Origin of the sequence: Kluyvera sp. CHPC 1.2972, assembly GCF_036759925.1 — a bacterium.
Lineage (GTDB): Bacteria > Pseudomonadota > Gammaproteobacteria > Enterobacterales > Enterobacteriaceae > Kluyvera.
On record NZ_JAPKIB010000001.1, the window covers coordinates 186,419 to 209,817 of the forward strand.

Below are 23,399 nucleotides of genomic sequence, written 5' to 3' on the forward strand. Positions count from 1 at the left end.
GCTGGATATTTATCCAGCCTGATTTGTCATTATCGTAGCCGCCCACGCGCTAAGTTCAGCCGTGTGTCGCTCATCTGCATGGCGTTCTGGCTGACATGGCAGTGGGTAATCGCGATGGCTAGCGCATCCGCCGCATCGGCCTGCGGGTTAGCGGGAAGCTTCAACAGCGTGCGCACCATATGCTGAACCTGGCTTTTTTCCGCACTACCGATACCCACGACGGTCTGTTTGACCTGGCGGGCGGCGTACTCAAAGACCGGAAGTTCCTGGTTGGTAGCGGCAACGATGGCCACTCCGCGCGCCTGCCCCAGCTTGAGCGCCGAGTCGGCGTTTTTCGCCATAAAGACCTGCTCAATCGCGAAATAGTCCGGCTGGAACTGGGTGATTATCTCTGTCACGCCTGCATAAATCAGCTTCAGGCGCGACGGAAGATCGTCAACCTTGGTGCGGATGCATCCGCTGCCAAGGTAGGTCAGCTGGCGGCCAACCTGACGAATGACACCATAACCGGTGATGCGTGACCCCGGGTCAATGCCGAGAATAATAGACATCACGCACCTCCTGTTAGGTTACGGCACAGCCACCTCATTCTAAGGTCGCTGCCACCTCGTCAGAGATTTCGCCGTTGTGGTAGACTTCCTGAACATCGTCACAGTCTTCCAGCATGTCGATGAGACGCATCAGTTTTGGTGCGGTTTCTGCATCCATGTCCGCTTTGGTGGACGGGATCATCGACACTTCGGCCGCGTCAGCTTTCAGGCCCGCTGCTTCCAGCGCATCACGCACTTTACCCATCTCTTCCCACGCGGTGTACACGTCAATCGCGCCGTCGTCGAAGGTCACAACGTCTTCCGCACCAGCTTCCAGCGCGGCTTCCATAATGGTGTCTTCGTCGCCCTGTTCAAAGGAAATAATCCCTTTTTTGCTGAACAGATAAGAAACGGAGCCGTCGGTACCCAGGTTACCGCCGGTTTTGCTGAATGCGTGACGCACTTCAGCAACGGTACGGTTACGGTTGTCAGACAGGCATTCAATCATCACCGCGGTGCCGCCAGGACCGTAGCCTTCATAGATGATGGTTTCCATGTTGGAATCTTCATCACCGCCGACGCCACGCGCGATAGCGCGGTTCATGGTGTCACGCGTCATGTTGTTGGCCAGGGCTTTATCTACCGCAGCACGCAGACGCGGGTTTGCATCCGGATCGCCGCCGCCCAGTTTGGCCGCCGTCACCAGTTCACGAATGATCTTGGTGAAGATTTTGCCGCGCTTAGCATCCTGCGCCGCTTTACGATGTCTGGTGTTGGCCCATTTACTATGACCTGCCATAAAAATATCTCCAAAAAACTATGCCCTTTCAGGCAGCGTTAATGACAAATTCTTCAATCGCCTGCCGGTTACTCCACGATTTAGTGAGTGCCGCCGCGGCGGGTGCATCGAGCCACTGGTAGGTCAGGTGCTCGGTGAACACAACGTCCCGCTCGTGGGGCAGCGCAAGACAGAACCAGGATTCTGTATTGCGCACAACGCCCGGCGCATAGCGATGGCGTAAATGTTGAAAAATTTCAAACTCCACCGTGCGTTGACAGTCTTTCAAGGTCAGTTGCTCAGACACAACATCAATCGTGACCTCTTCCTTTACTTCACGCATGGCGGCCTGCGACGCGGTTTCCCCCTCTTCCACGCTGCCGGTTACCGACTGCCAGAAATCAGGGTCATCGCGTCGCTGCAGCATCAGCACCCGTTTGCTGTCCTGGGCATAAATCACCACCAGAATAGAGACGGGTCGCTTGAATGGCATGTTACTTGTTCTCCGCAGACTCTTTTGGCTCTTTCGCCACAACCTGAATACCCAGTTCGCCCAGAGAGGCTGGATTCGCGAAGCTTGGTGCTTCGGTCATCAGACACGCTGCTGCGGTGGTTTTCGGGAAGGCGATAACGTCACGGATGTTATCGGTGCCGGTCAGCAGCATGGTTAGACGGTCAAGACCGAATGCCAGGCCCGCGTGTGGCGGCGTACCGTACTTCAGCGCGTCCAGCAGGAAGCCAAACTTTTCGCGCTGCTCTTGTTCATTGATGCCGAGAATGCCGAACACGGTCTGCTGCATGTCACCACGGTGAATACGCACGGAACCGCCGCCCACTTCGTAGCCGTTGATAACCATGTCGTAGGCGTTTGCTACTGCGTCTTCCGGCGCCGCTTTCAGTTCTTCGGCGGTCATGTCTTTCGGCGAAGTGAACGGGTGGTGCATTGCGGTCAGGCCGCCTTCACCATCTTCTTCAAACATTGGGAAGTCGATAACCCACAGCGGCGCCCACATGTTTTCGTCAGTCAGATTCAGATCTTTACCCAGCTTCAGACGCAGTGCGCCCATCGCGTCAGCAACCACTTTCTTGTTGTCGGCGCCGAAGAAGATCATGTCGCCGTCCTGCGCGCCGGTGCGCTCAAGGATCGCTTCAATGATTTCTGGGGTCAGGAACTTGGCAACCGGGCTGGTGATACCTTCCACGCCTTTCGCACGTTCGGTCACTTTGATGTAAGCCAGGCCTTTCGCGCCATAGATCTTCACAAAGTTGCCGTATTCATCAATCAGCTTACGGGTCAGTGCAGCACCGCCCGGTACGCGCAGCGCAGCCACGCGGCCTTTCGGATCGTTGGCCGGGCCGGAGAATACCGCGAACTCAACGGATTTCAGCAGGTCAGCAACGTCAACCAGCTCCATTGGGTTACGCAGGTCCGGTTTGTCGGAACCGTAACGGCGCTCTGCTTCAGCGAAGGTCATGATCGGGAAGTCTCCCAGATCCACACCTTTAATTTCCAGCCACAGCTGACGCACCAGTGCTTCCATCACTTCACGCACCTGCGGTGCAGTCATGAAGGAGGTTTCGACGTCGATCTGGGTGAATTCTGGCTGACGATCAGCGCGCAGGTCTTCGTCGCGGAAGCATTTAACGATCTGATAGTAGCGGTCGAAGCCAGACATCATCAGCAGCTGTTTGAACAGCTGAGGAGACTGCGGCAGCGCGTAGAACTTACCTTTATGTACGCGAGACGGTACCAGGTAGTCGCGCGCGCCTTCCGGGGTCGCTTTGGTCAGCATCGGGGTTTCGATATCGAGGAAACCGTGATCGTCCATAAAGCGGCGTACGAAGCTGGTGATTTTAGCGCGGGTTTTCAGGCGCTGAGCCATTTCCGGACGACGCAGGTCGAGGTAGCGGTACTTCAGACGCGCTTCTTCGGTGTTGACGTGGTTAGAGTCCAGCGGCAGTGATTCTGAACGGTTGATGATGGTCAGATCGGAGGCCAGAACTTCGATAGCGCCGGTCGCCATATCCGCATTGATGTTCTTTTCGTCACGCGCACGAACGGTGCCGGTTACCTGAATGCAGAACTCATTACGCAGTTCAGAGGCTAACTTCAAGGCATCCGCACGGTCCGGATCGAAGAACACCTGTACGATGCCTTCACGGTCGCGCATGTCGATAAAAATGAGGCTACCGAGATCACGACGGCGGTTGACCCAACCACACAGAGTCACCTGCTGCCCAACGTGGGACTGTCGAAGCTGTCCGCAATATTCTGTACGCATGAGATATCCCTTAACTTAGCCGTCGGCGGATTGTCGCCTGCCATGCAGGCGTTACTGTCGCAGCTTTAGCTGAATGTCACTACTGGATGAAAAAAGGGGGCTATTATACTGGAAATTCTCGCTCGCGATAAGCCCGGAGCAGCTTATACGACTGTTTGCTGAACGCTTATTGCCTACGCTCACAAAAATTAACAATAATTATCCGTTCATTCACCAGACGTCGAATGTAAGGTATGCCCCCGACAGCCCGTTTACAGAGGAACCACCATGCTGAATTTAGACGCAAAAAAAACCGCCCTTGTGGTGATTGACCTGCAAGAAGGCATCCTGCCGTTTGCCGGCGGCCCGCATACCGCCACCGACGTTGTCGCCCGTGCCGCTCGTCTCGCCGACAAGTGCCGTGCCGCGTCCGCACCCGTGGTACTGGTGCGCGTGGGCTGGTCAGCAGACTTTGCCGACGCCCTGAAACAGCCAGTGGATGCGCCTGCACCGGCCAAAGCGCTGCCGGAAAACTGGTGGACCTACCCGGCAGAGCTGGGCAAACAGGACAGCGATATTGAGGTGACCAAACGTCAGTGGGGCGCATTTTACGGCTCCGACCTCGAAGTGCAGCTGCGTCGTCGTGGTATCGATACCATTATCCTGTGCGGTATTTCCACCAATATCGGCGTGGAATCTACTGCGCGGAACGCGTGGGAACTGGGCTTTAATCTGATTATCGCCGAAGATGCCTGCAGCGCGTTTAATAACGAACAGCACCAGAGCAGCCTTTCTTATATCTTCCCGCGCATTGCACGCGTGCGCAGCACCGATGAGATCCTCGCGGCGCTATGATTTATCTTGGGCTTCCCCAATGGTCGCACCCGAAATGGGTGCGCCTTGGTATTACCAGCCTTGAAGAGTATGCCCGCCACTTTAACTGCGTGGAGGGCAACACCACGCTCTACGCCCTTCCGAAGGCCGAGATTGTTGAACGCTGGCTGGCGCAAACCGATGATAGTTTTCGTTTCTGCTTCAAATTCCCGGCCACTATTTCGCACCAGGCCGCCTTACGACATTGCGACGATCTGACCCTCGAGTTTTTCCAGCGAATGGCACCGCTTGCCGGGCGAATTGGGCAGTACTGGCTTCAGCTTCCGGCCACCTTTGGCCCGCGTGATCTTCCCGCTCTGTGGGCTTTTCTCGACGGGTTACCGACCGTTTTTCACTATGGCGTTGAAGTTCGCCACCCGCAGTTTTTCGATAAGAGCGAGAGCGAGCGGCTGCTTAACCGCGGCCTGCACGAGCGCGGCGTGAATCGCGTGATCCTCGATAGCCGACCGGTACATGCCGCTATACCGCACAATGAAGCGGTTCGAGAGGCTCAGCGCAAAAAGCCGAAGGTACCGGTGCATGCGGTGGTGACCGCCGAGCAGCCCATGGTGAGATTTATCGGCAGCGACGATATGGCGCAGAACCAGGCCATGTTTGCGCCGTGGCTGGAGAAACTGGCGCAGTGGCAGCATTCCACCACGCCTTATCTGTTTTTGCACACCCCGGATATCGCCCTGGCGCCTGAGCTAGTGCATTCCCTATGGGATGCGCTACATTCCGCCCTTCCCGAGCTGGGTTCCGCACCGTCGATTCCACAACAATCTTCTCTTTTTTGACATTCATACCTATGATAATGAGTAGCCTCTGCCAACATAAAGGGAGTTTGTATGGTTAGCGCGCTGTACGCCGTACTCGCGGCGTTGTTGCTGATAAAATTTTCCTTCGACGTCGTGCGTCTGCGCCGACTCTATCGTGTTGCCTACGGTGACGGCGGCTTTAGTGAATTGCAAAGCGCCATCCGTATTCACGGCAATGCGGTGGAATACATTCCGATTGGCGTCATCCTGCTGCTGTTTATGGAAATGAACGGTGCGCAGACCTGGATGGTGCACCTGTGCGGGCTGATGTTGCTCGCCGGGAGACTCATGCACTACTACGGTTTTCACCATCGACTGTTCCGTTGGCGACGTTCAGGCATGATCGCCACCTATCTTTCGCTGTTGCTAATGGTGCTGGTGAACCTGTGGTATATGCCGTGGGAGTTGGTTTTCTCGCTGCGTTAGCGCACAATACGCCGTTTTTATTTTTCCGGATTTAACCTAATGTCTGACCGCGATACGCTTTTTTCTGCACCGATTGCCCGCCTCGGCGATTGGACCTTCGATGAACGGGTAGCCGAAGTTTTCCCGGATATGATCCAGCGCTCCGTGCCTGGCTACTCAAATATCATCTCCATGATCGGCATGCTGGCCGAGCGCTTTGTGCAGCCGGGTACCCAGGTTTACGACCTCGGCTGTTCACTGGGCGCCGCCACCCTCTCTATTCGCCGTAATATTGCCCACGACAACTGCCGTATTATCGCCGTTGATAATTCTCCGGCGATGATTGAACGCTGCCGTCGCCATATTGACGCCTACAAAGCGCCGACCCCGGTGGATGTCATTGAAGGCGATATTCGCGATATCGAAATTCATAACGCCTCAATGGTGGTGCTGAACTTTACGGTCCAGTTCCTTGAGCCCGCAGAACGTCAGGCATTACTCAACAAAATTTATCAGGGGCTGAACCCCGGCGGTGCGCTGGTGCTGTCAGAGAAGTTCAGCTTCGAAGACGCGACCGTCGGCGAGCTGCTGTTCAACATGCACCACGACTTTAAACGCGCCAACGGCTACAGCGAACTGGAAATCAGCCAGAAGCGCAGCATGCTGGAAAACGTGATGTTGACCGACTCGGTTGAAGTCCACAAAGCTCGCCTGAGCCAGGCCGGTTTTGAGCATAGCGAGCTGTGGTTCCAGTGCTTTAACTTTGGCTCTTTGGTGGCACTGAAATCGGGAACCCCGGCATGATCGAGTTTGGCAATTTTTATCAGCAAATCGCAAAAAGCCCGCTGTCCCACTGGCTGGAAACGCTGCCTGCGCAGATTGGCGCCTGGCAGCGCGATCAACACGGTCTGTTTAAGCAGTGGTCTAACGCCGTTGAATTTCTGCCGGAAATCCAACCGTGGAAGCTCGACCTGCTGCATAGCGTTACCGCTGAAAGCGAAACGCCGCTGAGCGAAGGTCAGGTTAAACGCATCGATACCCTGTTGCGTCATCTGATGCCGTGGCGCAAGGGGCCGTTTTCACTCTATGGCGTGAACATCGATACCGAATGGCGCTCCGACTGGAAGTGGGAGCGCGTGTTGCCTCATCTGTCCGATCTGAGCGGGCGTACCATTCTCGACGTGGGCTGCGGTAGCGGTTATCACCTGTGGCGCATGATTGGCGCAGGTGCGCACATGGCGGTCGGTATCGACCCAACCCATCTGTTCCTGTGCCAGTTTGAGGCAGTGCGTAAACTGCTCGGTAACGATCAGCGCGCGCACCTGTTGCCGCTGGGCATTGAGCAGCTTCCGGCGCTTAAGGCGTTTGATACCGTGTTCTCTATGGGCGTGCTGTACCATCGCCGTTCACCGCTCGAGCATATCTGGCAGCTAAAAGATCAGTTGGTCAGCGAGGGGGAGCTGGTGCTGGAAACGCTGGTAGTAGAAGGCGATGAGAACACGGTGCTGGTGCCTGGCGATCGCTATGCGCAGATGCGTAACGTCTACTTTATTCCGTCGGCGCTGGCGCTGAAAAATTGGATGGAGAAGTGCGGTTTCGTTGACGTCCGCATTGCCGATATGAGCGTCACCTCTACCGACGAGCAGCGTCGCACCGAGTGGATGGTCACCGAGTCGCTGGCCGATTTCCTCGATCCAAACGATCCGACCAAAACGGTTGAAGGTTATCCGGCACCGCTGCGCGCGGTGTTGATTGCACGTAAACCGTAACGGTTGTGCCCTTCCCGGCGGCGCTGCGCTTGGCCGGGCTACGTCAGGAATGAACCTGTAGCCCGGCCGAGCAACGCGACGCCGGGGAAATATGACGGCGAAAAAAAGGCCCCTGTTTAATGGGCAGGGGCCTGGTACAAGCAAGCATCATATTGGGCGAATATGACACGCGGTAAAAAACTTTTAGCTACACGTGGCGCTCAATGATTTCTCTCATTGCCGCTACCGCCGCGCCATCGACGGTATAGCGAGAATACTCATCAGCTTCAGGATCCGTTGACATTGATAATCCGGGGTTGCGGTAACGCATTTCGGAGGGCACCCATTGCCCGGCTGAACTGTGCACTTCTTTGACACCGGCTTCGAGGAAGAGAGAAAGGTTGCTCGCTCTTACACCTGCACCTGCCATAATGGTTGGAGTATCACCCCTACCAATAAGTTCCCGAATTAATAAAATACCTTTTTCCGCCGACGGCTGCTGGCCGGAGGTAAGTACCCTGGCAACGCCTAATTCTGCAAGCTGTTCAATGGCCTGCTGCGGATTCGCGCACATATCAAAGGCGCGATGGAAGGTCACCGCCAGCGAGCCTGCCGCCACCATAATCTGGCGCATGCGGGGAATATCCACCTGCCCTTCGGGATTGAGCACGCCAATCACAAAACCGGGATAGCCCAGCGAGCGAATCTGACGCACATCTTCCAGCATGGTGGCGAACTCACCGTCGGTATAACAGAAATCACCGCCTCGGGGCCGGATAATCGGGTGGACGGGAATCGTCACCCGATGACGCGTGGCTTTCAGCACACCGTATGAAGCTGTCAGTCCGCCCTCGAGCGGCGCCGCACACAGTTCAATACGATCCGCCCCATTCTGCTGCGCGATAACCGCGCATTCCGTGCTGTAACAGCAGATTTCCAGCAATGCCATATTTCTCTCCGTTTGATTCAGCGAAAGATCATGCCACCGTTCCCGTCTGCAGACCCGGCGTTAGTTCACATTGTTACACTGGCTATTTACATTGCCTGCTCGCTGGCAACAATTTCTTCAATCGTCCACGGGTGAAATTTCACCGTCACTTTCCCGTCGGTGACCGCCATCGTCGGGTTCGGCAGGCGTTCACGCTCGCCTTTTGGTGAACTGGTTTTGACCGAAATACCCGGCTGGCTCAGCCCGTCATCAGACAACAACGCCAGCGCGCGGGCGTTCAGCCCTTCCGGCTCGCCCGGCAGAACGATTTCGATATGTTCCCAGCCTTCATGCGGGTAGCGTTTCTCTCCCGGCCACGGTAGCTCGACCACCGTAAACTGCCAGTGGGCCACGCAAACCGGCTCCTCAAGCTTAAACAGACAAATCGGTCGACCATTGATGATATTTTCCGACAGCAGCGTGCCGCACTGCTCGAAGCCACGGCGCCAGCGCTCGGCGGTGGCGTTCTGGTGGCAGCGCAGCGAGATATGGTCAGCGTTGAGCGGCGCGATATCGAGCCCCAGTCGTTGGGAAAGCGCCGCCAGTGCGTCGGTGAAGCGCGGAAGATCCGCAGCGATATCCTGCAGTTCCGCGATAGTCTGCCAGTTTGCCATTTCAGCCCTACTCTTATTCCATGAAAAGGCTAATCTACCCTGTTGTGGGCCCCGAACCAACCGTTCGGCGAGATGAGCGATTAATCCCTGCTCAGGCAGCGTTTTTTCACCATGGCGGAGGGCGGCCCGATGCTGACGGCATCAGGCAAATGCAGTATACTCCCGCCTTAATTTATCCACACCCGGCGCTGGGCCGTGCAGGTTACAGCGTCTAAAACGTAAGGTATTCCGGTGAATATTCAGGCTCTTCTCTCAGAAAAAGTCAGTCAGGCCATGATTGCGGCAGGCGCGCCTGCCGATTGCGAACCGCAGGTTCGTCAGTCAGCAAAAGTACAGTTCGGCGACTATCAGGCTAACGGCATGATGGCAGTGGCCAAAAAACTGGGCATGGCACCGCGACAACTGGCAGAGCAGGTACTGTCTCATCTCGATCTGAACGGCATTGCCAACAAAGTCGAGATCGCCGGGCCGGGCTTTATCAACATCTTCCTCGACCCAGCCTTCCTGGCCGAGCACGTTAGCCAGGCGCTGAAAAGTGACCGTCTGGGCATTGCCCAGCCAGAAAAGCAGACGATCGTGGTGGACTACTCCGCGCCGAACGTGGCAAAAGAGATGCACGTCGGTCACCTGCGTTCCACCATCATTGGTGATGCTGCCGTCCGTACGCTGGAGCTGATGGGCCATAAAGTGATCCGCGCGAACCACGTCGGCGACTGGGGCACCCAGTTCGGTATGCTGATTGCGTATCTGGAAAAGCAGCAGCAGGAAAACGCCGGTGAGATGGCACTGGCCGACCTCGAAGGTTTCTATCGCGAAGCGAAAAAACACTACGACGAAGACGAAGCCTTCGCCGAACGTGCGCGTAGTTACGTCGTGAAGCTGCAGGGCGGCGACGAATACTTCCGTAAAATGTGGCGTCAGCTGGTCGATATCACCATGACCCAGAACCAGCTGACCTACGATCGCCTGAACGTCACCCTGACCCGCGATGACGTGATGGGTGAAAGCCTGTACAACCCAATGCTGCCGGGTATCGTCGCGGACCTGAAAGCCAAAGGTCTGGCGGTGGAGAGCGAAGGCGCTACCGTGGTGTTCCTGGACGAGTTCAAGAACAAAGAAGGTGAGCCTATGGGCGTCATCATCCAGAAAAAGGATGGCGGCTACCTGTACACCACCACCGATATCGCCTGTGCGAAATATCGTTATGAAACCCTACATGCCGACCGCGTGCTGTACTACATCGACTCCCGTCAGCACCAGCACCTGATGCAGGCGTGGACCATCGTACGTAAAGCCGGTTACGTGCCGGATTCCGTACCGCTGGAGCACCACATGTTCGGCATGATGCTGGGTAAAGACGGCAAGCCGTTCAAAACCCGTGCTGGCGGTACCGTCAAGCTGGCAGATCTGCTGGACGAAGCGCTGGAACGCGCACGTCGCCTGGTGGCTGAGAAGAACCCGGATATGCCAGCAGACGAGCTGGAAAAACTGGCCAACGTCGTTGGTATCGGCGCGGTGAAATATGCGGATCTCTCCAAAAACCGTACCACCGACTATGTGTTCGACTGGGACAACATGCTGGCCTTCGAAGGCAACACCGCGCCGTACATGCAATACGCTTATACCCGCGTGCTGTCCGTATTCCGTAAAGCGGAGCTGGAAGAGAGCGCTCTCATCAATGCCGCAGTGACCATCACTGAAGACCGTGAAGCACAGCTGGCAGCGCGTCTGCTGCAGTTTGAAGAGACGCTGAACGTCGTCGCTCGCGACGGTACGCCGCACGTAATGTGTGCTTACCTGTACGATCTGGCAGGTCTGTTCTCCGGCTTCTACGAGCACTGCCCTATCCTCTCCGCCGAGAGCGAAAGCGTGCGTAATAGCCGCCTGAAGCTGGCGCTGCTGACGGCGAAAACCCTGAAGCTGGGTCTGGATACCCTGGGTATCGAAACCGTAGAACGCATGTAATCACCTCGAGTGATGTGAAAAGCCCGCGCATGTCGCGGGTTTTTTATATTGTGCATTTCCCGGCGGCGCTTCGCCTGGACGGGCTACAGGCTAAATCCCCGCAATTTGTTACAAAACACAAGGAATGACACATTTCCCTATAGGGATGGTACATTTTTTGTCTGTCATGCCGGTGACCGCTCCGTATCATTAGGCGGCTTAAACACTGGGTACCGTAATGACTTTTAGAGACTATGAAGCGGAGCGAAAGCTCTTCATGCGCCGCGCGATCGTGGCCTTTGGCCTGGTGGTGGTCTGCTTTGGCATACTGATTTTCAATCTCTACCATCTACAGATTGACGAACACAGCTACTACGCCACACGTTCAGATGCCAACGACATCAAGATGCTGCCGGTTGCACCAACGCGCGGCATCATCTATGACCGCAACGGCATTCCGCTGGTAAAGAACGTCACCTGGTACGATATCTCCGTTACCCCTTATAAAATCGACGATATGAACGCGCTGCTGCGTGAACTGGCACCCATCGTTGACCTGACGCCCGACGACATCGACCAGTTCCATAAAGCGCTCAAGTCCAGCAGCCGCTACCGCCCAGTGGTGTTAAAGAACGCTCTCTCCGACGTCGAAATCGCCCGTTTTTCTGTCAACCAGTTCCGTTTTAGCGGCGTGACGATCGACAGCTATGAAGACCGCCAGTATCCGTACGGTGCCGAGCTAGCGCACGTGCTCGGCTACGTATCGAAAATCAACGACACCGATCTCAAAACGCTGGATAAAGAAGGCATTGCGGAGAACTACGCCGCCGATCATAACATCGGCAAACAGGGCATCGAACGCTACTACGAAAACGAACTGCACGGCAAAACCGGTTATCAGGAAGTGGAAGTTGATAACCACGGGCGCATCGTCCGTCTGTTGAAAGACGTGCCGCCGGTGGCGGGCAAAGATATTCACCTGACGCTGGATCTGCATCTGCAGGAGTACATTGAAAGTCTGCTGGTGGGTCAGCGCGCCGCGGTGCTGGTAGAAGACCCACACGATGGTTCGGTGCTGGCGATGGTCTCGAACCCCAGCTATGACCCGAACCCGTTTGTGAAAGGGATAAGCTACAAAGATTATAATTCACTGTTGCAGGATAAGAACCTGCCGCTGATTAACCGCGTCACCCAGGGGCTCTATCCGCCCGCCTCCACGGTGAAGCCCTATATGGCGATGTCGGCGCTGCTCGACGGCGTGATCACTCCGCAAACCAGCTTCTTTGGTGCGCCGACCTGGACGCTGCCGGGCACTCAGCGCCACTACCGCGACTGGAAAAAATCCGGCCACGGCATGCTGGACGTCACCAAAGCGATTGAAGAGTCCGCCGACACCTTCTTCTATCAGGTGGCCTATATGATGGGCATCGACCGCATCAATAATATGCTCAGCCAGTTTGGCTACGGCAAACCGACCGGGATCGATCTGGACGAAGAGTACACCGGCCTGCTGCCGAGCCGCGGCTGGAAAGAGAAAGTGCATAAGAAAGCCTGGTACCAGGGTGACACGATTTCCGTCGGCATCGGTCAGGGCTACTGGATTGCCACCCCAATTCAGATGGTGAAAGCAATGGTGGCCCTGCTCAACAATGGCCGTGTGATCCCGCCGCACCTGCTGAAGGATGAAGAGTCAGGCAAGACGGTTATCCCGTATCAGCAGCCAGCTAATGAACCGCAGATTGCCAGCGCCGCTTCACCATACTGGAATCTGGTACGCCAGGCGATGTTCGGTATGGCCAACGCGCCAAACGGCACCGGCTATAAGTTCTTCCATACTGCGCCTTACGGTATCGCAGCGAAAAGTGGTACCTCGCAGGTGTTCAGCCTGAAAGAGAACCAAACCTATAACGCGAAAATGATCCCAACGCGCCTGCGCGACCATATCTTCTATACCGCCTTTGCGCCGTATAAAAATCCGAAGGTTGCCGTTGCGCTGGTGCTGGAAAATGGGGGGAGCGATGGTGTGGTGGCAGCGCCGGTGATGCGCCAGATCCTCGACCATCTGTTTGTCCCCCAGGACGACGCGCAGCTGCCGTCGCCCCAGGGGTAAGTTGACGTGAACGTCGGGTGCATTAGCGCCCGGCGGATACCGCCTCGATAACAACCGGAGAGTCGTCTTTTTTGAACAGTGGGCTATTGCCCCAGCACTCTTCGTAGCGATGGCCAACCAGGTCTTCCACCACCGCACGCACTTCCGGAGTGATATCTTCCAGCTTGCCGCCCGCTTTAATACGCGCCACTTCCTGCAGCACCACTTTGTGGGTTTCGCGGTCCAGTTTCATCTGTTTACTGAAGACGATCGCCATCAGCGCCAACAGCGCCACACCGCCGCAGAACACTACCGCAATCGCGTTCACCGCGCTCTCCGGCTGCACGTGCGCTTTTGACTGGAAGCCGTAGTAGCTGAGAACAGCCCCCATCACAAAGACGATAATCGAGCGCAGGATTTTGCCGGAGAAGGTCATCGCACCGGCGTAAATCCCCTCGCGGCGACGACCGGTATAGACTTCATCCACGTCGGCCAGGAAGGTATAGACCGTCCACGGAATGTAGTACACGCCACCGGTGCCCAGACCGAAAATAATCGTAATCCCGAACATCAGAATGGTCGCCAGATGCACTGGCAGATGGAAGAACCACAGTGAGGTGTAGAGGAATACGGCGAAAATCACGATGCAAAGCGCAATAATGTACGGTTTGCTGAAGCCTTTTTTCACGCACAGGCCGATAAACAGCGCGGTGGAAATCAGCTGCAGGATGGAGTTCAGGCTATTCAGGCCCGCCACCATCGCCGGGTCATGCTGCAGCACAAAGATGACGAAGTAGGTAAAGATTGACGCGAACAGCCACTCGGCGCCAAAGCCACACAGGTACATGCCGAGGTGCTTACGGAACACCCGCAGGTAGAAGGTGGAGCGCATATCTTTCGCCAGCGACAGCAGCGTTTGCAGCAGGGTCGATTTTACCTGAGCTTCCGGCTCCTCTTCGCGCGGGCGCTCCCAGCTGTTGTACCACAGGCAGGCTACCGCCGCGATGAGGATCGCGCCGTAGGTCAGGCCGGTCAGGAAGAACGGCGTCGCTGAATCTTTACCGTAAATCAGGATAAACTGCCCAGGAATGAACGCGGCGAGGAAGTTGGCCAGCTTACCGAAAATCGCCTTATAACCGGTCAGCTTCGAGCGCAGTGCAAAATCGTCGGTCATCTCGGTGGCCAGCGTTTCGTATGGCACCATCACCGAGGTGTAGATAATCTCGAACATCACGTAGGTGGCGAGGTAGTACCAGAAGCTCAGCCCTTCTACCCACAGCAGCGGGTAGAACATCATCAGTGGAATGCCGATAAGCAGGAAGAAACGACGGCGGCCAAAGCGTTTGCCCAGCGCGGTTTTACCAAAATTATCGGTGAGATAACCCATCAGCGGGTTACTGATGGCGTCAATGACGCTCGCAACGGAGAAAATGAACGCTGCCTCAATCAGCGTCAGACCACAGAATGTGGTATAGAAGTACAGAAGCCACGCACCGCTAATCGCCAGCGCGCCGCTCCCCAAGAGGTTTCCGCCTCCGTATGCCAGTTGATGGCGCAGATTGACAGGTCTTCCCTGCAGCCCGTGGAGGGCTGAAGCCGCATTTCTTGCCATAAAATTAAACCTCGTGTTTTATAATTTTGAAACACTGTTTTTATATTATTATGATGAATGATGAAATGTGAGCTATATCACCATTGTCATTACGGCTATTAGCCATAAGCCAGGAATGCGATCTGGTTAAAATTTTTTTATAACCAAAAGTAAAAATAACAACTTTATTTGATGGAAAGGGCAATAAAAAACCCGGCCATCTACATAGCCGGGTTTTTAAAGCGCTAAGACTTAGAAGAACTTACGCAGATATTCCGTCAGACACAGAATCGCCATCGCCTGCCCGTATGGCATGGAGGTCAGCGGGATTTCACGATAGAAATCGAGGTTGGAACCCATCCCGGTACCGAAGGAGGTTTGCAGCAGCTCCCCTTCCGGTGAAACGTGCTTCACGATACCCTTAATGGCTTTCTCCGCAACGTCAGCATACTCCTGACCAACATAGCGTTTACGCACCGCTTTCAGAATACCGTAGGCAAAACCGGCGGTCGCCGACGCTTCCAGATAAGAGTTCGGGTCGTCCAGCAGCGTATGCCACAGGCCGCTGTCATCCTGACATTTCGCCAGCGCCGCGATCTGCGCATTCAGCACCTGTACCAGATAACGACGCACCGCGTTGTTCTCCGGCAGATCCACCAGCTCAAGGAAGTCCGGAATCACGATAGTCAGCCAGCTATTGCCGCGCGCCCAGCGCGCATTGGCAAAGTTGTGATTCCCTTCGTAGTTCCAGCCATGGAACCACAGCCCGGTTTCCCGGTCCATCAGGTTCTGCACGTGCAGCAGGAACTGATACACCGCCTCTTCCACGTAGTCCGGGCGATTCAGCAGCTTGCCGATTTTCGCCAGCGGCAACACGGTCATCATCAGAGTGTCATCCCACATCTGCTGATGGTTCTCTTCCGCCAGCGTGATGTGCTGCATACCGCCGTGATCGGTGCGCGGCATCTCGTTCATCGCCCACTCGGCCCAGGTTTCCAGCCACGGCAGATACGCCGGGTTGCGCGTCTCTTCATAGCGATAGGCCAGCGTCAGGAACGGAGCCATGGTGTTGACGTTTTTGGTGGTCGCGCCTTCGGCAAAACGGTCGGCAAACCAGCTATCAATAATGTCGCGCATCGCCACGTCGCCGGTCTGCTGGTAGTACTGATAGATACCGTACAGACCCACACCGTGCGTCCACTCCCAACCTGCCCAGCCTTTGGTGTCAATCACGCGACCATCGTCCAGGCGCAGCAGAAATTGACCAGTCTCATCCTTGATATTCACCAGATTGTTCGTCACCGTCTGAATCAAGGCTTTCAGCTCTTCCCGGGAGATAAAACGCTCCGGTTGACGTAATAATGGGCTATGTTTGACGGGCCAAACTTTCATATCTCTAACCTCTGTTGTAAGTCGAATTCAATGTTGCAGCCTGCTTCAGCGAAGGCGCGGCAGGTTTATTGCGATTCAGATAACCAATATTGTTGTTGCCCCATAGGGACTCGTACGGCATACCCGCCAGCGTTTCAACGGTTTCGCGCGCTTGGGCAGTGACGGTTTCAGGTACCACGCGTCCGGACTCACGCATTTTCGCGGTTTCTTCGCGCAGTACGCCGTGGGTTTTCAGGTTCAGTTTGAAGCGCAGCGAGACCAGGAAGCCCAGCGCCAGCACGATGATGGTCCCCATGCTGAGGATCAGCAGAATGGTGTGGCTCACCTCAGGCGGCTGGGTTTTCTGTCCGGAGACGAAGCCGGAGAGCTGCATGATGATCCCCACCAGCATCACGGCACCCGCCTGAGACGCTTTACGGGTCAGGGTCATGATGCCCGCAAAGATACCTTCACGGCGCTGGCCGGTAATCACTTCATCCACGTCAGCAATATAGGTGTAGGTGTTCCACGGTACGTAGTTGATACCGCCACGGCCCAGGCCGGCCACCGCAGAAATCAGCAGCAACAGCGAATAGATATCGCTCAGCCCCGCGTAGTACAGCGCCGCGTAAGAGAACGAGCCGATACCGAACAGCACCACCACCATGCGGTAAGATGGCGCAGGTCCAAAGCGAATGCACAATGGGATCATGGCGATAACCGCAATGAACTGGAAGATAGCCATGGTACCCAGCAGGTTAGAGGCCATGGAGGCTTCCTGCATCAGCACAAACACCACGTAGTAGGTGAAGACGGCGTTAAACACGTCCTGAGCGATATAGCCGCCGAGGTACATCCCCAGGTGCTGACGGAAAATCTTAATGCGCAGCGTTGAGGAGAGTTCGATGAACAGACGGCTCATGCTCTGGCCGAAGGTCAGATGTTTCTTCTCGGCTTCAGCCTGCAGCGCCGCCGCCGTCCACTCTTCACGCGGACGTTCCCAGGTGAAGAACCAGACAAAGGTCAGCATCAGCGCACACAGCACGGAGAACACCAGGCTGGCGTAGAAGAAAGAGACTGCGTTGTCTTTACCAAAGTGAGTCAGCAGGATGCCAGGCAGGAAGGAAGCCAGAATCGCCGACATCTGCGCCATACCGATACGCGCACCGGAGAATTTGGTCTTCTGTTTGAAATCGTCGGTCATTTCCGGCACCAGCGTTTCGTACGGCACCAGAATCATGGTGTAAACCACGTCAAAGATCAGGTAGGTCACCAGGTAGTACCAGAAGCCCATGTCCCCTATCCACATAAAGGAGTAGCTGAACACGCAGGGAATACCGAGCAGAATAAAGAATTTACGACGACCAAAGCGTTTACCGAACCAGGTCGAACCGAAGTTATCGGTTAAGAAGCCCATCAGCGGGCTGACAACCGCATCCAGTACCCTGGCGGTTGCAAAAATAAAGGTCGCTTCGATGGGAGAGAGCCCACAGAAGGTGGTGTAGAAGTAGAGGAGCCATGCGGCGGTCAGCGCGGTGGTGCCTGCGCCGAGAAAATCGCCCGAACCGTAGGCGAAGTAATTCACCAATCCTATTTTTCGCGTTCTATTCATTGCCGTCAATCCTGTGCCTTTTATTATTGGAACTCCTTCGGCACGCTAAGACCTCACCAAAAGGAGTACTGACACGGCTACAGTAAAAGTATGCGTAGCGGGATACCTTCCTATTTCTGCCAGCACGATGGCTGGATTGGCAAAAATGCAAAGAGTCGTGGCATATGTGTCACTGATTTATAAAACAACGTTTCTTTACGATCAAAAGGAAGGACCAGAAATGCGACATCGCCACCAGATTAGGGTGGCGATTGGTGAATTGTGCGGCGGTTAGCGGTAGTTAACGATAATTTGTACGCTTTGTACCTTCAATGCTGGAATTAATCGCCCACCGCCGGGAACTTCCCAGATGAAACGAAAAGGTTCTGATGCCGGCACCTGGCTAAACGCCATGGTGGTGCCGCTCTGGGCATCCAGCTCGGTACAGCGGGTCAGCGAACACAACCGAGTGCGCAGCCCGGCAGGCGTGGGGCCGTTAAGCTCGTAGCGCCAGGCCACCAGCGTGGTGGCCCCCTGAACAGGGGACGTTGCGGCAAGCGGCGCCGACGAGGCGGCAACGCCGCGATAGTTCAGCGTAATGCCCATATGACTCGCCTGCCAGGCCCCCTCACCCGCCGCCTGCGCCAGCATCGGCAGGCAGAGTAACAGCAGCAGCCTACGCATTACTTACCTCCAATGGTCGCGGTCATGCGGATATTGCGGTTATCTGACAGCTCCATATTCGACAGCACCACCAGTTGTGGCAGGCTGCGGCGCAGGAAGCGCGACAGCAGCGGACGCAGCGCATGGTTCACCAGCAGCACCGGCGGTGCGCCCAGCATTTCCTGCCGCGCCAGCGCCTCCTGGGTTTGCGCCAGCAGACGGTCCGCCAGCCCCGGCTCCAGCCCACCACCGCCCTGCAGCGCCTGCAGCAACAGACGCTCAAGCGGCGTATCCAGACCAATCACCTGCACTTCATCATTACCCGGGAACCAGCGCTGGGTAATCGCCCGGCCTAACGCCACGCGCACGACCGAGGTCAGCTCGCCCGGTTCGGTCTGAATCGGCGCGTGTTCCGCCAGCGTCTCCAGAATGGTGCGCATATCGCGAATCGGCACCTTTTCGTCGAGCAGATTTTGCAGCACTTTGTGCAGCGTAGTCAGCGTCACCACGCCCGGCACCAGATCTTCGGTCAGCTTCGGCATATCCTGTGAGACGCGATCCAGCAATTGCTGTGCCTCCTGACGACCGAACAGCTCGGACGAGTGCAGGCTAATCAGATGGTTGAGATGGGTCGCCACCACGGTACTGGCTTCCACCACCGTGAAGCCCTGAATTTGCGCCTGCTCTTTCAGTGCGCTTTCGATCCAGATAGCCGCCAGACCAAAGGCCGGGTCGGTGGTCACTTCGCCCGGCAGCGTCCCCGCCGCCGTGCCTGGGTTAATCGCCAGCCAGCGCCCCGGATAGGCTTCACCGCTGCCAATTTCAACACCTTTAAGCAGAATACGGTAGCGCGCAGGTGGGAGATCCATATTGTCGCGAATGTGCACTACCGGCGGTAAAAAGCCCATCTCCTGCGCAAATTTCTTACGGATACTGCGGATACGCCCCAGCAGTTCACCGTCCTGCTGGAAATCCACCATCGGGATCAGCCGGTAGCCCACCTCCATACCAAGGGTATCTTCAAGCTGCACGTCGCTCCAGGTAGCCTCAACGGCCTGAGTACTGGCTTCCTGAGGTTTCGCCGCCTGCGGCTGTTCCGGTGCTTTCATTTCACGACCGCGGATCCACCAGGCCAGCCCTAACAGCGCGGCGGTGAACAGTAAGAACACCAGGTTCGGCATGCCCGGTACCAGGCCCAACAGACCCAGCACCCCGGCGCTCAACAGCATGACGCGCGGGTTGCTGAACAGCTGGCCGACCATCTGCTCGCCCACGTCTTGCTCGGTACTGACGCGCGTGACGATAACGCCCGCCGCCGTCGAGATAACCAGCGCGGGGATCTGTGCGACCAGACCGTCACCGATGGTCAGCAGGGTATAAGACTCCGCCGCTTTACCGAGATCCAGCCCGTGCTGCAGTACCCCCACCAACAAGCCGCCGATAACGTTGATGACCATGATCAGGATACCGGCGATGGCGTCACCGCGAACGAACTTACTCGCACCGTCCATCGAACCGTAGAAGTCCGCTTCCTGGGTCACCTCAGAGCGGCGTTTTTTCGCTTCATCTTCCCCGATGATCCCGGCGTTGAGGTCGGCATCAATCGCCATCTGTTTGCCCGGCATCCCGTCCAGTACGAAGCGCGCGCCCACCTCCGCGATACGCCCGGCACCCTTGGTGATAACCATAAAGTTGATGATAACGAGGATGATAAACACCACGATACCGATGGCGAAGTTACCGCCCACCAGGAAGTGGCCGAAGGCTTCTACCACCTTCCCCGCCGCCGCCGCACCGGTATGTCCGTCCATCAGAATAATACGGGTGGAGGCCACGTTCAGCGCCAGGCGCAGCAGGGTGGTAAACAGCAGGATCGTCGGGAACGCGGCAAACTCCAGGGTACGCTGAGTGAACATCGCCACCAGCAGCACCATAATCGACAGCGCAATATTAAAGGTAAAAAGCAGATCGAGGACGAAGGCCGGCAACGGCAGCACCATCATCGACAGGATCAGCAGGATCAGCACCGGCCCGGCAAGCACCTGCCACTGGGTGGATTTCAGGTTGCTGGGGAGGCGCAGCATTGCGACAAGATTAGCCATCAGAGTCCTTCTCGTTCAAAAAATCCAGTGCCTCTGGCACCGGTAAGTTATCCGGTTTTTTCGGCGGTTGACCGCCCGCGAGCCGCCAGCGTTTAAGCTGCCAGACCCAGGCCAGCACCTCTGCCACCGCCGCGTAGAGCTGGCCGGGGATCTGCTGACCGATATCCGCATGGCGGTAGAGCGCACGCGCCAGCGGCGGGGCCTCCAGCATCGGGATACGATTCTCTTCGCCGATTTCGCGAATGCGCAGCGCCACCAGCCCCGCGCCTTTCGCCACCACTTTTGGCGCGCTCATTTTGTTTTCGTCGTACTGCAGCGCCACCGAGTAGTGGGTCGGGTTATTGACGATAACGTCCGCTTTTGGCACGTCCGCCATCATGCGTCGTCTCGCCGCCGCGCGCTGCATCTGGCGAATACGCCCCTTCACGTGCGGGTCGCCTTCGCTTTGTTTAAATTCGTCACGAATATCCTGACGCGACATGCGCAGCTTTTTCAGATGGCTGTGGATCTGCCAGAAGACGTCGAACCCCACCATCGGGATAATTCCCAGCGCCACCAGCAGCGCGCAGAGCCCGACCATATTGAGGGCGTTGCCTATCGCCGACAGCGGTGATTCGCTCACCAGTCGCATCATCTGCGGCCAATGCATCCACATAAAGAAACCCGCCACGGTGCCCATCAGCACCGCTTTCATAATCGCTTTCGCCAGCTCTGCCGCCGTCTGGGCGGAGAACATGCGTTTAATCCCCGGCAGCGGGTTGAGCTTGTCGAGTTTGAGGGCGAGGGATTTGGTGCTAAAAACCAGGCCGCCGAGCATCATCGGGGCCACTAACGCCACCGTCACCACGCCGACAATCAGCGGCAGCAGCGCCAGCATGGCCTCTTTGAGCAGCATGATTATCTGCCCGAGAATCAAATTGGGATCGTTAACGATACTGTGGTCAAAGCGCAGCCCGCCGGAGAGCAGGTTCGCCAGCCGCCGCGCAAGGGACTCCCCGCCCAGCCAGAGCACACAAACGCCCACCAGCAGCATCAGCACCGATGTCAGCTCGCGGGATCGTGGTATTTGCCCCTCTTCACGCGCTTTTTCAAGTCGTTGGGGTGTGGGGTCTTCTGTTTTGTCGTCGTCGCTTTCTTCTGCCACGGTGCCTACTCGCTGCCCATTTCCTCACGCTTATCATGCCAGCGCTGGCCAAAACCAATAGCGCGAAAAGCCCGTGGAATCGGGCTCTTTTCAGGGTTTACGTCGCCAGGTACGCATAGTTTTCAGGATCATTTCACGATATGGGAAGCCAAAATATCAACATGATAATTATTTAAATAACATTTAAGTGAAATTTAATATTGATGGAATAAGATATAAAAACAGTGAAAAAGCCCATAAAAATATCGTTCAACTGAAAACAAATGACCATTACCATCATATAAGAACGCATTGATACAATCACAATAATTATAATAACCAGCAACCATGAATACATTAATATCAATCATCATAAAAACAGTATAAATATCAACGCCACGGATAATTAGTCACACGCAAAATCATCTGTATACTCAGCATTGTTTTGTTTTTAGTATCATTTAAAGATAATTTTTATCTAAGATAGAGCATCAACAGATAAGGGACTATTCAATCATGAAGATGAAACAAGGTATTGTTTTACTGGCTCTACTATCCGGCTATTCATTCCCAGGCTTTAGCGCAGAGGAAGGTGCTGGCAAAATACACTTCACCGGTGAGATTATTTCACCAAGCTGCACAATCTCTGGTACCAGCGGCACCGAAAGCACCGTAGAACTGGGTACTTTTCCCACCTCACTGTTTACCAGCACAGGCGTTGAGTCAACCAAAACCCTGTTTACCATTGTATTAGCTAACTGCCCTCTCACCACCGACAGCCTGCCAGCCGTGCAGTTGACCTTTAACGGCACAACAACGTTGACGGGGTCAACATCACTGCTGGATGTCAGTAAAATCACGACTACCGGTAGCACCGCCGCTACGGGCGTGGGTGTTGCCGTCAGCCCTAAAGACGCGGATACCACGCTGCTGAAATTCGATGGCACCGAGGAACAGGTCTACATCGAACTGCCAACCAGCACCGAAGATACCATCAGGGCGTCGTTTAACGCCCGCTATAAATCCTTTAGCAGTACGGTGACCGCAGGCCCAGCGGATGCTGACCTTACCGTTAACATTCTCTATCGATAACGTCACTTAATATGGCCTGACACTAAAATCAGGCCATATTGCCCACTGAAATAATAACCACAAATTCAATTACGGGTTTTATTTATGCGTTCCGTTATTATGCTGACATTATTAGTGCCTGTATTTTATTCGCATATCTGCCCTGCCAGCGGTATCCAGGTTGGCCGTACGCGAATTATCTATGAAGCAGGAAAAAAAGAGGTCTCGCTTCCGTTAACCAATACCGATAGCGAACTCCCCTGGCTTATTCAGTCATGGACAGATATCGGCGATGAAAAAACACGCGGCCCCTTTATTGTCACGCCACCGCTCTTTCGCCTTGATCCGCAAAAAGAACAAAATCTACGCATTGCCTGGAACGGCACCGCCCTCCCAGAAAATAAAGAGACGCTGTTCTATATGAACGTGCGCACCATTCCCGCTTCTGCCAAAGAGGACGAAGGAAAAAATGTTCTGCGCCTGATTTATAAGACCCGTCTAAAGCTATTCTGGCGACCGAAACAGTTGAAAGGTTCGCAGGCAGAAAGCTGCGAAAAGCTTCGCTTCACGCGCCAGGGCAATACGCTGCAGGTTACGAATCCGCATGCGTATTATACCGTTTTCGATAGCATGCACCTGGGAGCAACCTCCCTTCGTACCGTCGATATGGTGCCGCCATTCAGTACCCGTTCGTTCACGCTGCCAGCCAACGCTACCGGCAGTCAAGTCACCTGGCGCTGCCTCACGGATTACGGAAACGCGTCACAGTCTTATTCTTCGACGCTGGGCAAGGAGTGATCTTTCGAGATGCTCAAAAAACGGTCTCCCAACCCCCCTGG

21 protein-coding genes are annotated in these 23,399 nt (G+C 55.6%); 9 read left to right on the top strand and 12 right to left on the bottom strand.

The annotated features are described in order from the left end of the window. Positions 1 to 29 precede the first annotated feature (29 nt). The 4 genes from ruvC to aspS are packed head-to-tail and all read right to left on the bottom strand — an operon-like array spanning position 30 to position 3,590. A complete protein-coding gene (ruvC, locus tag V6944_RS01010; protein ID WP_035891708.1) occupies positions 30 to 551 on the bottom strand; it encodes a crossover junction endodeoxyribonuclease RuvC in 522 nt (173 codons plus the stop codon). A 34-nt stretch (positions 552 to 585) separates the two neighbouring features. Then, positions 586 to 1,329, bottom strand: coding sequence for a YebC/PmpR family DNA-binding transcriptional regulator (locus V6944_RS01015; RefSeq protein ID WP_333497551.1), 744 nt, complete (start codon positions 1,327 to 1,329; stop codon positions 586 to 588). A gap of 28 nt (positions 1,330 to 1,357) precedes the next feature. Further along, positions 1,358 to 1,801: a dihydroneopterin triphosphate diphosphatase gene (gene nudB, locus V6944_RS01020; protein WP_185667573.1), complete on the bottom strand. Its 444-nt coding sequence runs from the start codon at positions 1,799 to 1,801 to the stop codon at positions 1,358 to 1,360. 1 nt (position 1,802) lies between these two features. Next, positions 1,803 to 3,590, bottom strand: a complete 1,788-nt coding sequence (aspS, locus tag V6944_RS01025; RefSeq protein ID WP_333497552.1) for an aspartate--tRNA ligase — start codon at positions 3,588 to 3,590, stop codon at positions 1,803 to 1,805. Between the two features lie 267 nt (positions 3,591 to 3,857). On the opposite strand from aspS, the gene V6944_RS01030 reads away from it, so the two are divergent. Genes V6944_RS01030 through cmoB form a run of 5 tightly spaced genes read left to right on the top strand, consistent with a single transcriptional unit; the run spans position 3,858 to position 7,434 of the window. Beyond that, on the top strand, positions 3,858 to 4,424 hold the full coding sequence (locus tag V6944_RS01030) for a hydrolase (RefSeq protein WP_333497553.1): 567 nt from the start codon (positions 3,858 to 3,860) through the stop codon (positions 4,422 to 4,424). After that, positions 4,421 to 5,239 (top strand): DUF72 domain-containing protein, encoded by an 819-nt coding sequence (locus tag V6944_RS01035; protein WP_333497554.1) that lies wholly within the window; start codon positions 4,421 to 4,423, stop codon positions 5,237 to 5,239. Before V6944_RS01030 ends, V6944_RS01035 begins: the two co-directional genes overlap by 4 nt. A 51-nt stretch (positions 5,240 to 5,290) precedes the next feature. Continuing rightward, a complete protein-coding gene (locus tag V6944_RS01040) occupies positions 5,291 to 5,686 on the top strand; it encodes an MAPEG family protein (protein WP_333497555.1) in 396 nt (131 codons plus the stop codon). 39 nt (positions 5,687 to 5,725) lie between these two features. Further along, positions 5,726 to 6,469, top strand: coding sequence for a carboxy-S-adenosyl-L-methionine synthase CmoA (gene cmoA / locus V6944_RS01045; protein ID WP_333497556.1), 744 nt, complete (start codon positions 5,726 to 5,728; stop codon positions 6,467 to 6,469). Then, the gene (gene cmoB / locus V6944_RS01050) at positions 6,466 to 7,434 is read left to right on the top strand and encodes a tRNA 5-methoxyuridine(34)/uridine 5-oxyacetic acid(34) synthase CmoB (RefSeq protein WP_333497557.1); all 969 of its coding nucleotides are present in this window, start codon (positions 6,466 to 6,468) and stop codon (positions 7,432 to 7,434) included. Before cmoA ends, cmoB begins: the two co-directional genes overlap by 4 nt. A 187-nt stretch (positions 7,435 to 7,621) precedes the next feature. On the opposite strand, the gene cutC is transcribed toward cmoB, so the two are convergent. Together cutC and V6944_RS01060 are read right to left on the bottom strand one after the other, a co-directional pair. Further along, a complete protein-coding gene (cutC, locus tag V6944_RS01055) occupies positions 7,622 to 8,362 on the bottom strand; it encodes a copper homeostasis protein CutC (RefSeq protein WP_333497558.1) in 741 nt (246 codons plus the stop codon). 86 nt (positions 8,363 to 8,448) lie between these two features. Then, entirely contained in the window at positions 8,449 to 9,015 is a 567-nt protein-coding gene (locus V6944_RS01060) for a VOC family protein (RefSeq protein ID WP_333497559.1), read from the bottom strand. 231 nt (positions 9,016 to 9,246) lie between these two features. Between V6944_RS01060 and argS the strand changes: the two genes are divergently transcribed. Then, a complete protein-coding gene (gene argS / locus V6944_RS01065; RefSeq protein ID WP_333497560.1) occupies positions 9,247 to 10,980 on the top strand; it encodes an arginine--tRNA ligase in 1,734 nt (577 codons plus the stop codon). A 217-nt stretch (positions 10,981 to 11,197) separates the two neighbouring features. Further along, on the top strand, positions 11,198 to 13,069 hold the full coding sequence (gene mrdA / locus V6944_RS01070; RefSeq protein ID WP_333497561.1) for a penicillin-binding protein 2: 1,872 nt from the start codon (positions 11,198 to 11,200) through the stop codon (positions 13,067 to 13,069). Positions 13,070 to 13,091: 22 nt separating this feature from the next. Here mrdA and V6944_RS01075 read toward each other — a convergent pair whose 3' ends face one another. The 6 genes from V6944_RS01075 to flhB form a co-directional block, all read right to left on the bottom strand. Further along, positions 13,092 to 14,660: an MFS transporter gene (locus V6944_RS01075; protein ID WP_333497562.1), complete on the bottom strand. Its 1,569-nt coding sequence runs from the start codon at positions 14,658 to 14,660 to the stop codon at positions 13,092 to 13,094. Positions 14,661 to 14,891: 231 nt separating this feature from the next. Beyond that, a complete protein-coding gene (bglB, locus tag V6944_RS01080) occupies positions 14,892 to 16,031 on the bottom strand; it encodes a beta-galactosidase BglB (protein ID WP_333497563.1) in 1,140 nt (379 codons plus the stop codon). Positions 16,032 to 16,035: 4 nt separating this feature from the next. Continuing rightward, positions 16,036 to 17,622: an MFS transporter gene (locus tag V6944_RS01085; RefSeq protein ID WP_333497564.1), complete on the bottom strand. Its 1,587-nt coding sequence runs from the start codon at positions 17,620 to 17,622 to the stop codon at positions 16,036 to 16,038. 270 nt (positions 17,623 to 17,892) lie between these two features. Further along, complete coding sequence (gene flhE / locus V6944_RS01090; protein WP_333497565.1) at positions 17,893 to 18,285, bottom strand: flagellar protein FlhE; 393 nt, start codon at positions 18,283 to 18,285, stop codon at positions 17,893 to 17,895. After that, a complete protein-coding gene (gene flhA, locus V6944_RS01095) occupies positions 18,285 to 20,366 on the bottom strand; it encodes a flagellar biosynthesis protein FlhA (RefSeq protein ID WP_333497566.1) in 2,082 nt (693 codons plus the stop codon). Before flhA ends, flhE begins: the two co-directional genes overlap by 1 nt. Further along, on the bottom strand, positions 20,359 to 21,510 hold the full coding sequence (gene flhB, locus V6944_RS01100; protein WP_333497567.1) for a flagellar biosynthesis protein FlhB: 1,152 nt from the start codon (positions 21,508 to 21,510) through the stop codon (positions 20,359 to 20,361). The genes flhA and flhB overlap by 8 nt, the downstream gene beginning before the upstream one ends. 495 nt (positions 21,511 to 22,005) lie before the next feature. Between flhB and V6944_RS01105 the strand changes: the two genes are divergently transcribed. After that, a complete protein-coding gene (locus V6944_RS01105; protein ID WP_333497568.1) occupies positions 22,006 to 22,581 on the top strand; it encodes a fimbrial protein in 576 nt (191 codons plus the stop codon). An 84-nt stretch (positions 22,582 to 22,665) separates the two neighbouring features. Further along, on the top strand, positions 22,666 to 23,358 hold the full coding sequence (locus V6944_RS01110) for a fimbrial biogenesis chaperone (protein WP_333497569.1): 693 nt from the start codon (positions 22,666 to 22,668) through the stop codon (positions 23,356 to 23,358). Positions 23,359 to 23,399 lie beyond the last annotated feature (41 nt).

What these genes read in the sequence shown, in the direction of transcription:
- ruvC (WP_035891708.1), bottom strand. Translation starts at nt 551, where the DNA reads ATGTCTATTATTCTCGGCATTGACCCGGGGTCACGCATCACCGGTTAT.
- V6944_RS01015 (WP_333497551.1), bottom strand. Translation starts at nt 1,329, where the DNA reads ATGGCAGGTCATAGTAAATGGGCCAACACCAGACATCGTAAAGCGGCG.
- nudB (WP_185667573.1), bottom strand. Translation starts at nt 1,801, where the DNA reads ATGCCATTCAAGCGACCCGTCTCTATTCTGGTGGTGATTTATGCCCAG.
- aspS (WP_333497552.1), bottom strand. Translation starts at nt 3,590, where the DNA reads ATGCGTACAGAATATTGCGGACAGCTTCGACAGTCCCACGTTGGGCAG.
- V6944_RS01030 (WP_333497553.1), top strand. Translation starts at nt 3,858, where the DNA reads ATGCTGAATTTAGACGCAAAAAAAACCGCCCTTGTGGTGATTGACCTG.
- V6944_RS01035 (WP_333497554.1), top strand. Translation starts at nt 4,421, where the DNA reads ATGATTTATCTTGGGCTTCCCCAATGGTCGCACCCGAAATGGGTGCGC.
- V6944_RS01040 (WP_333497555.1), top strand. Translation starts at nt 5,291, where the DNA reads ATGGTTAGCGCGCTGTACGCCGTACTCGCGGCGTTGTTGCTGATAAAA.
- cmoA (WP_333497556.1), top strand. Translation starts at nt 5,726, where the DNA reads ATGTCTGACCGCGATACGCTTTTTTCTGCACCGATTGCCCGCCTCGGC.
- cmoB (WP_333497557.1), top strand. Translation starts at nt 6,466, where the DNA reads ATGATCGAGTTTGGCAATTTTTATCAGCAAATCGCAAAAAGCCCGCTG.
- cutC (WP_333497558.1), bottom strand. Translation starts at nt 8,362, where the DNA reads ATGGCATTGCTGGAAATCTGCTGTTACAGCACGGAATGCGCGGTTATC.
- V6944_RS01060 (WP_333497559.1), bottom strand. Translation starts at nt 9,015, where the DNA reads ATGGCAAACTGGCAGACTATCGCGGAACTGCAGGATATCGCTGCGGAT.
- mrdA (WP_333497561.1), top strand. Translation starts at nt 11,198, where the DNA reads ATGACTTTTAGAGACTATGAAGCGGAGCGAAAGCTCTTCATGCGCCGC.
- V6944_RS01075 (WP_333497562.1), bottom strand. Translation starts at nt 14,660, where the DNA reads ATGGCAAGAAATGCGGCTTCAGCCCTCCACGGGCTGCAGGGAAGACCT.
- bglB (WP_333497563.1), bottom strand. Translation starts at nt 16,031, where the DNA reads ATGAAAGTTTGGCCCGTCAAACATAGCCCATTATTACGTCAACCGGAG.
- V6944_RS01085 (WP_333497564.1), bottom strand. Translation starts at nt 17,622, where the DNA reads ATGAATAGAACGCGAAAAATAGGATTGGTGAATTACTTCGCCTACGGT.
- flhE (WP_333497565.1), bottom strand. Translation starts at nt 18,285, where the DNA reads ATGCGTAGGCTGCTGCTGTTACTCTGCCTGCCGATGCTGGCGCAGGCG.
- flhA (WP_333497566.1), bottom strand. Translation starts at nt 20,366, where the DNA reads ATGGCTAATCTTGTCGCAATGCTGCGCCTCCCCAGCAACCTGAAATCC.
- V6944_RS01105 (WP_333497568.1), top strand. Translation starts at nt 22,006, where the DNA reads ATGAAGATGAAACAAGGTATTGTTTTACTGGCTCTACTATCCGGCTAT.
- V6944_RS01110 (WP_333497569.1), top strand. Translation starts at nt 22,666, where the DNA reads ATGCGTTCCGTTATTATGCTGACATTATTAGTGCCTGTATTTTATTCG.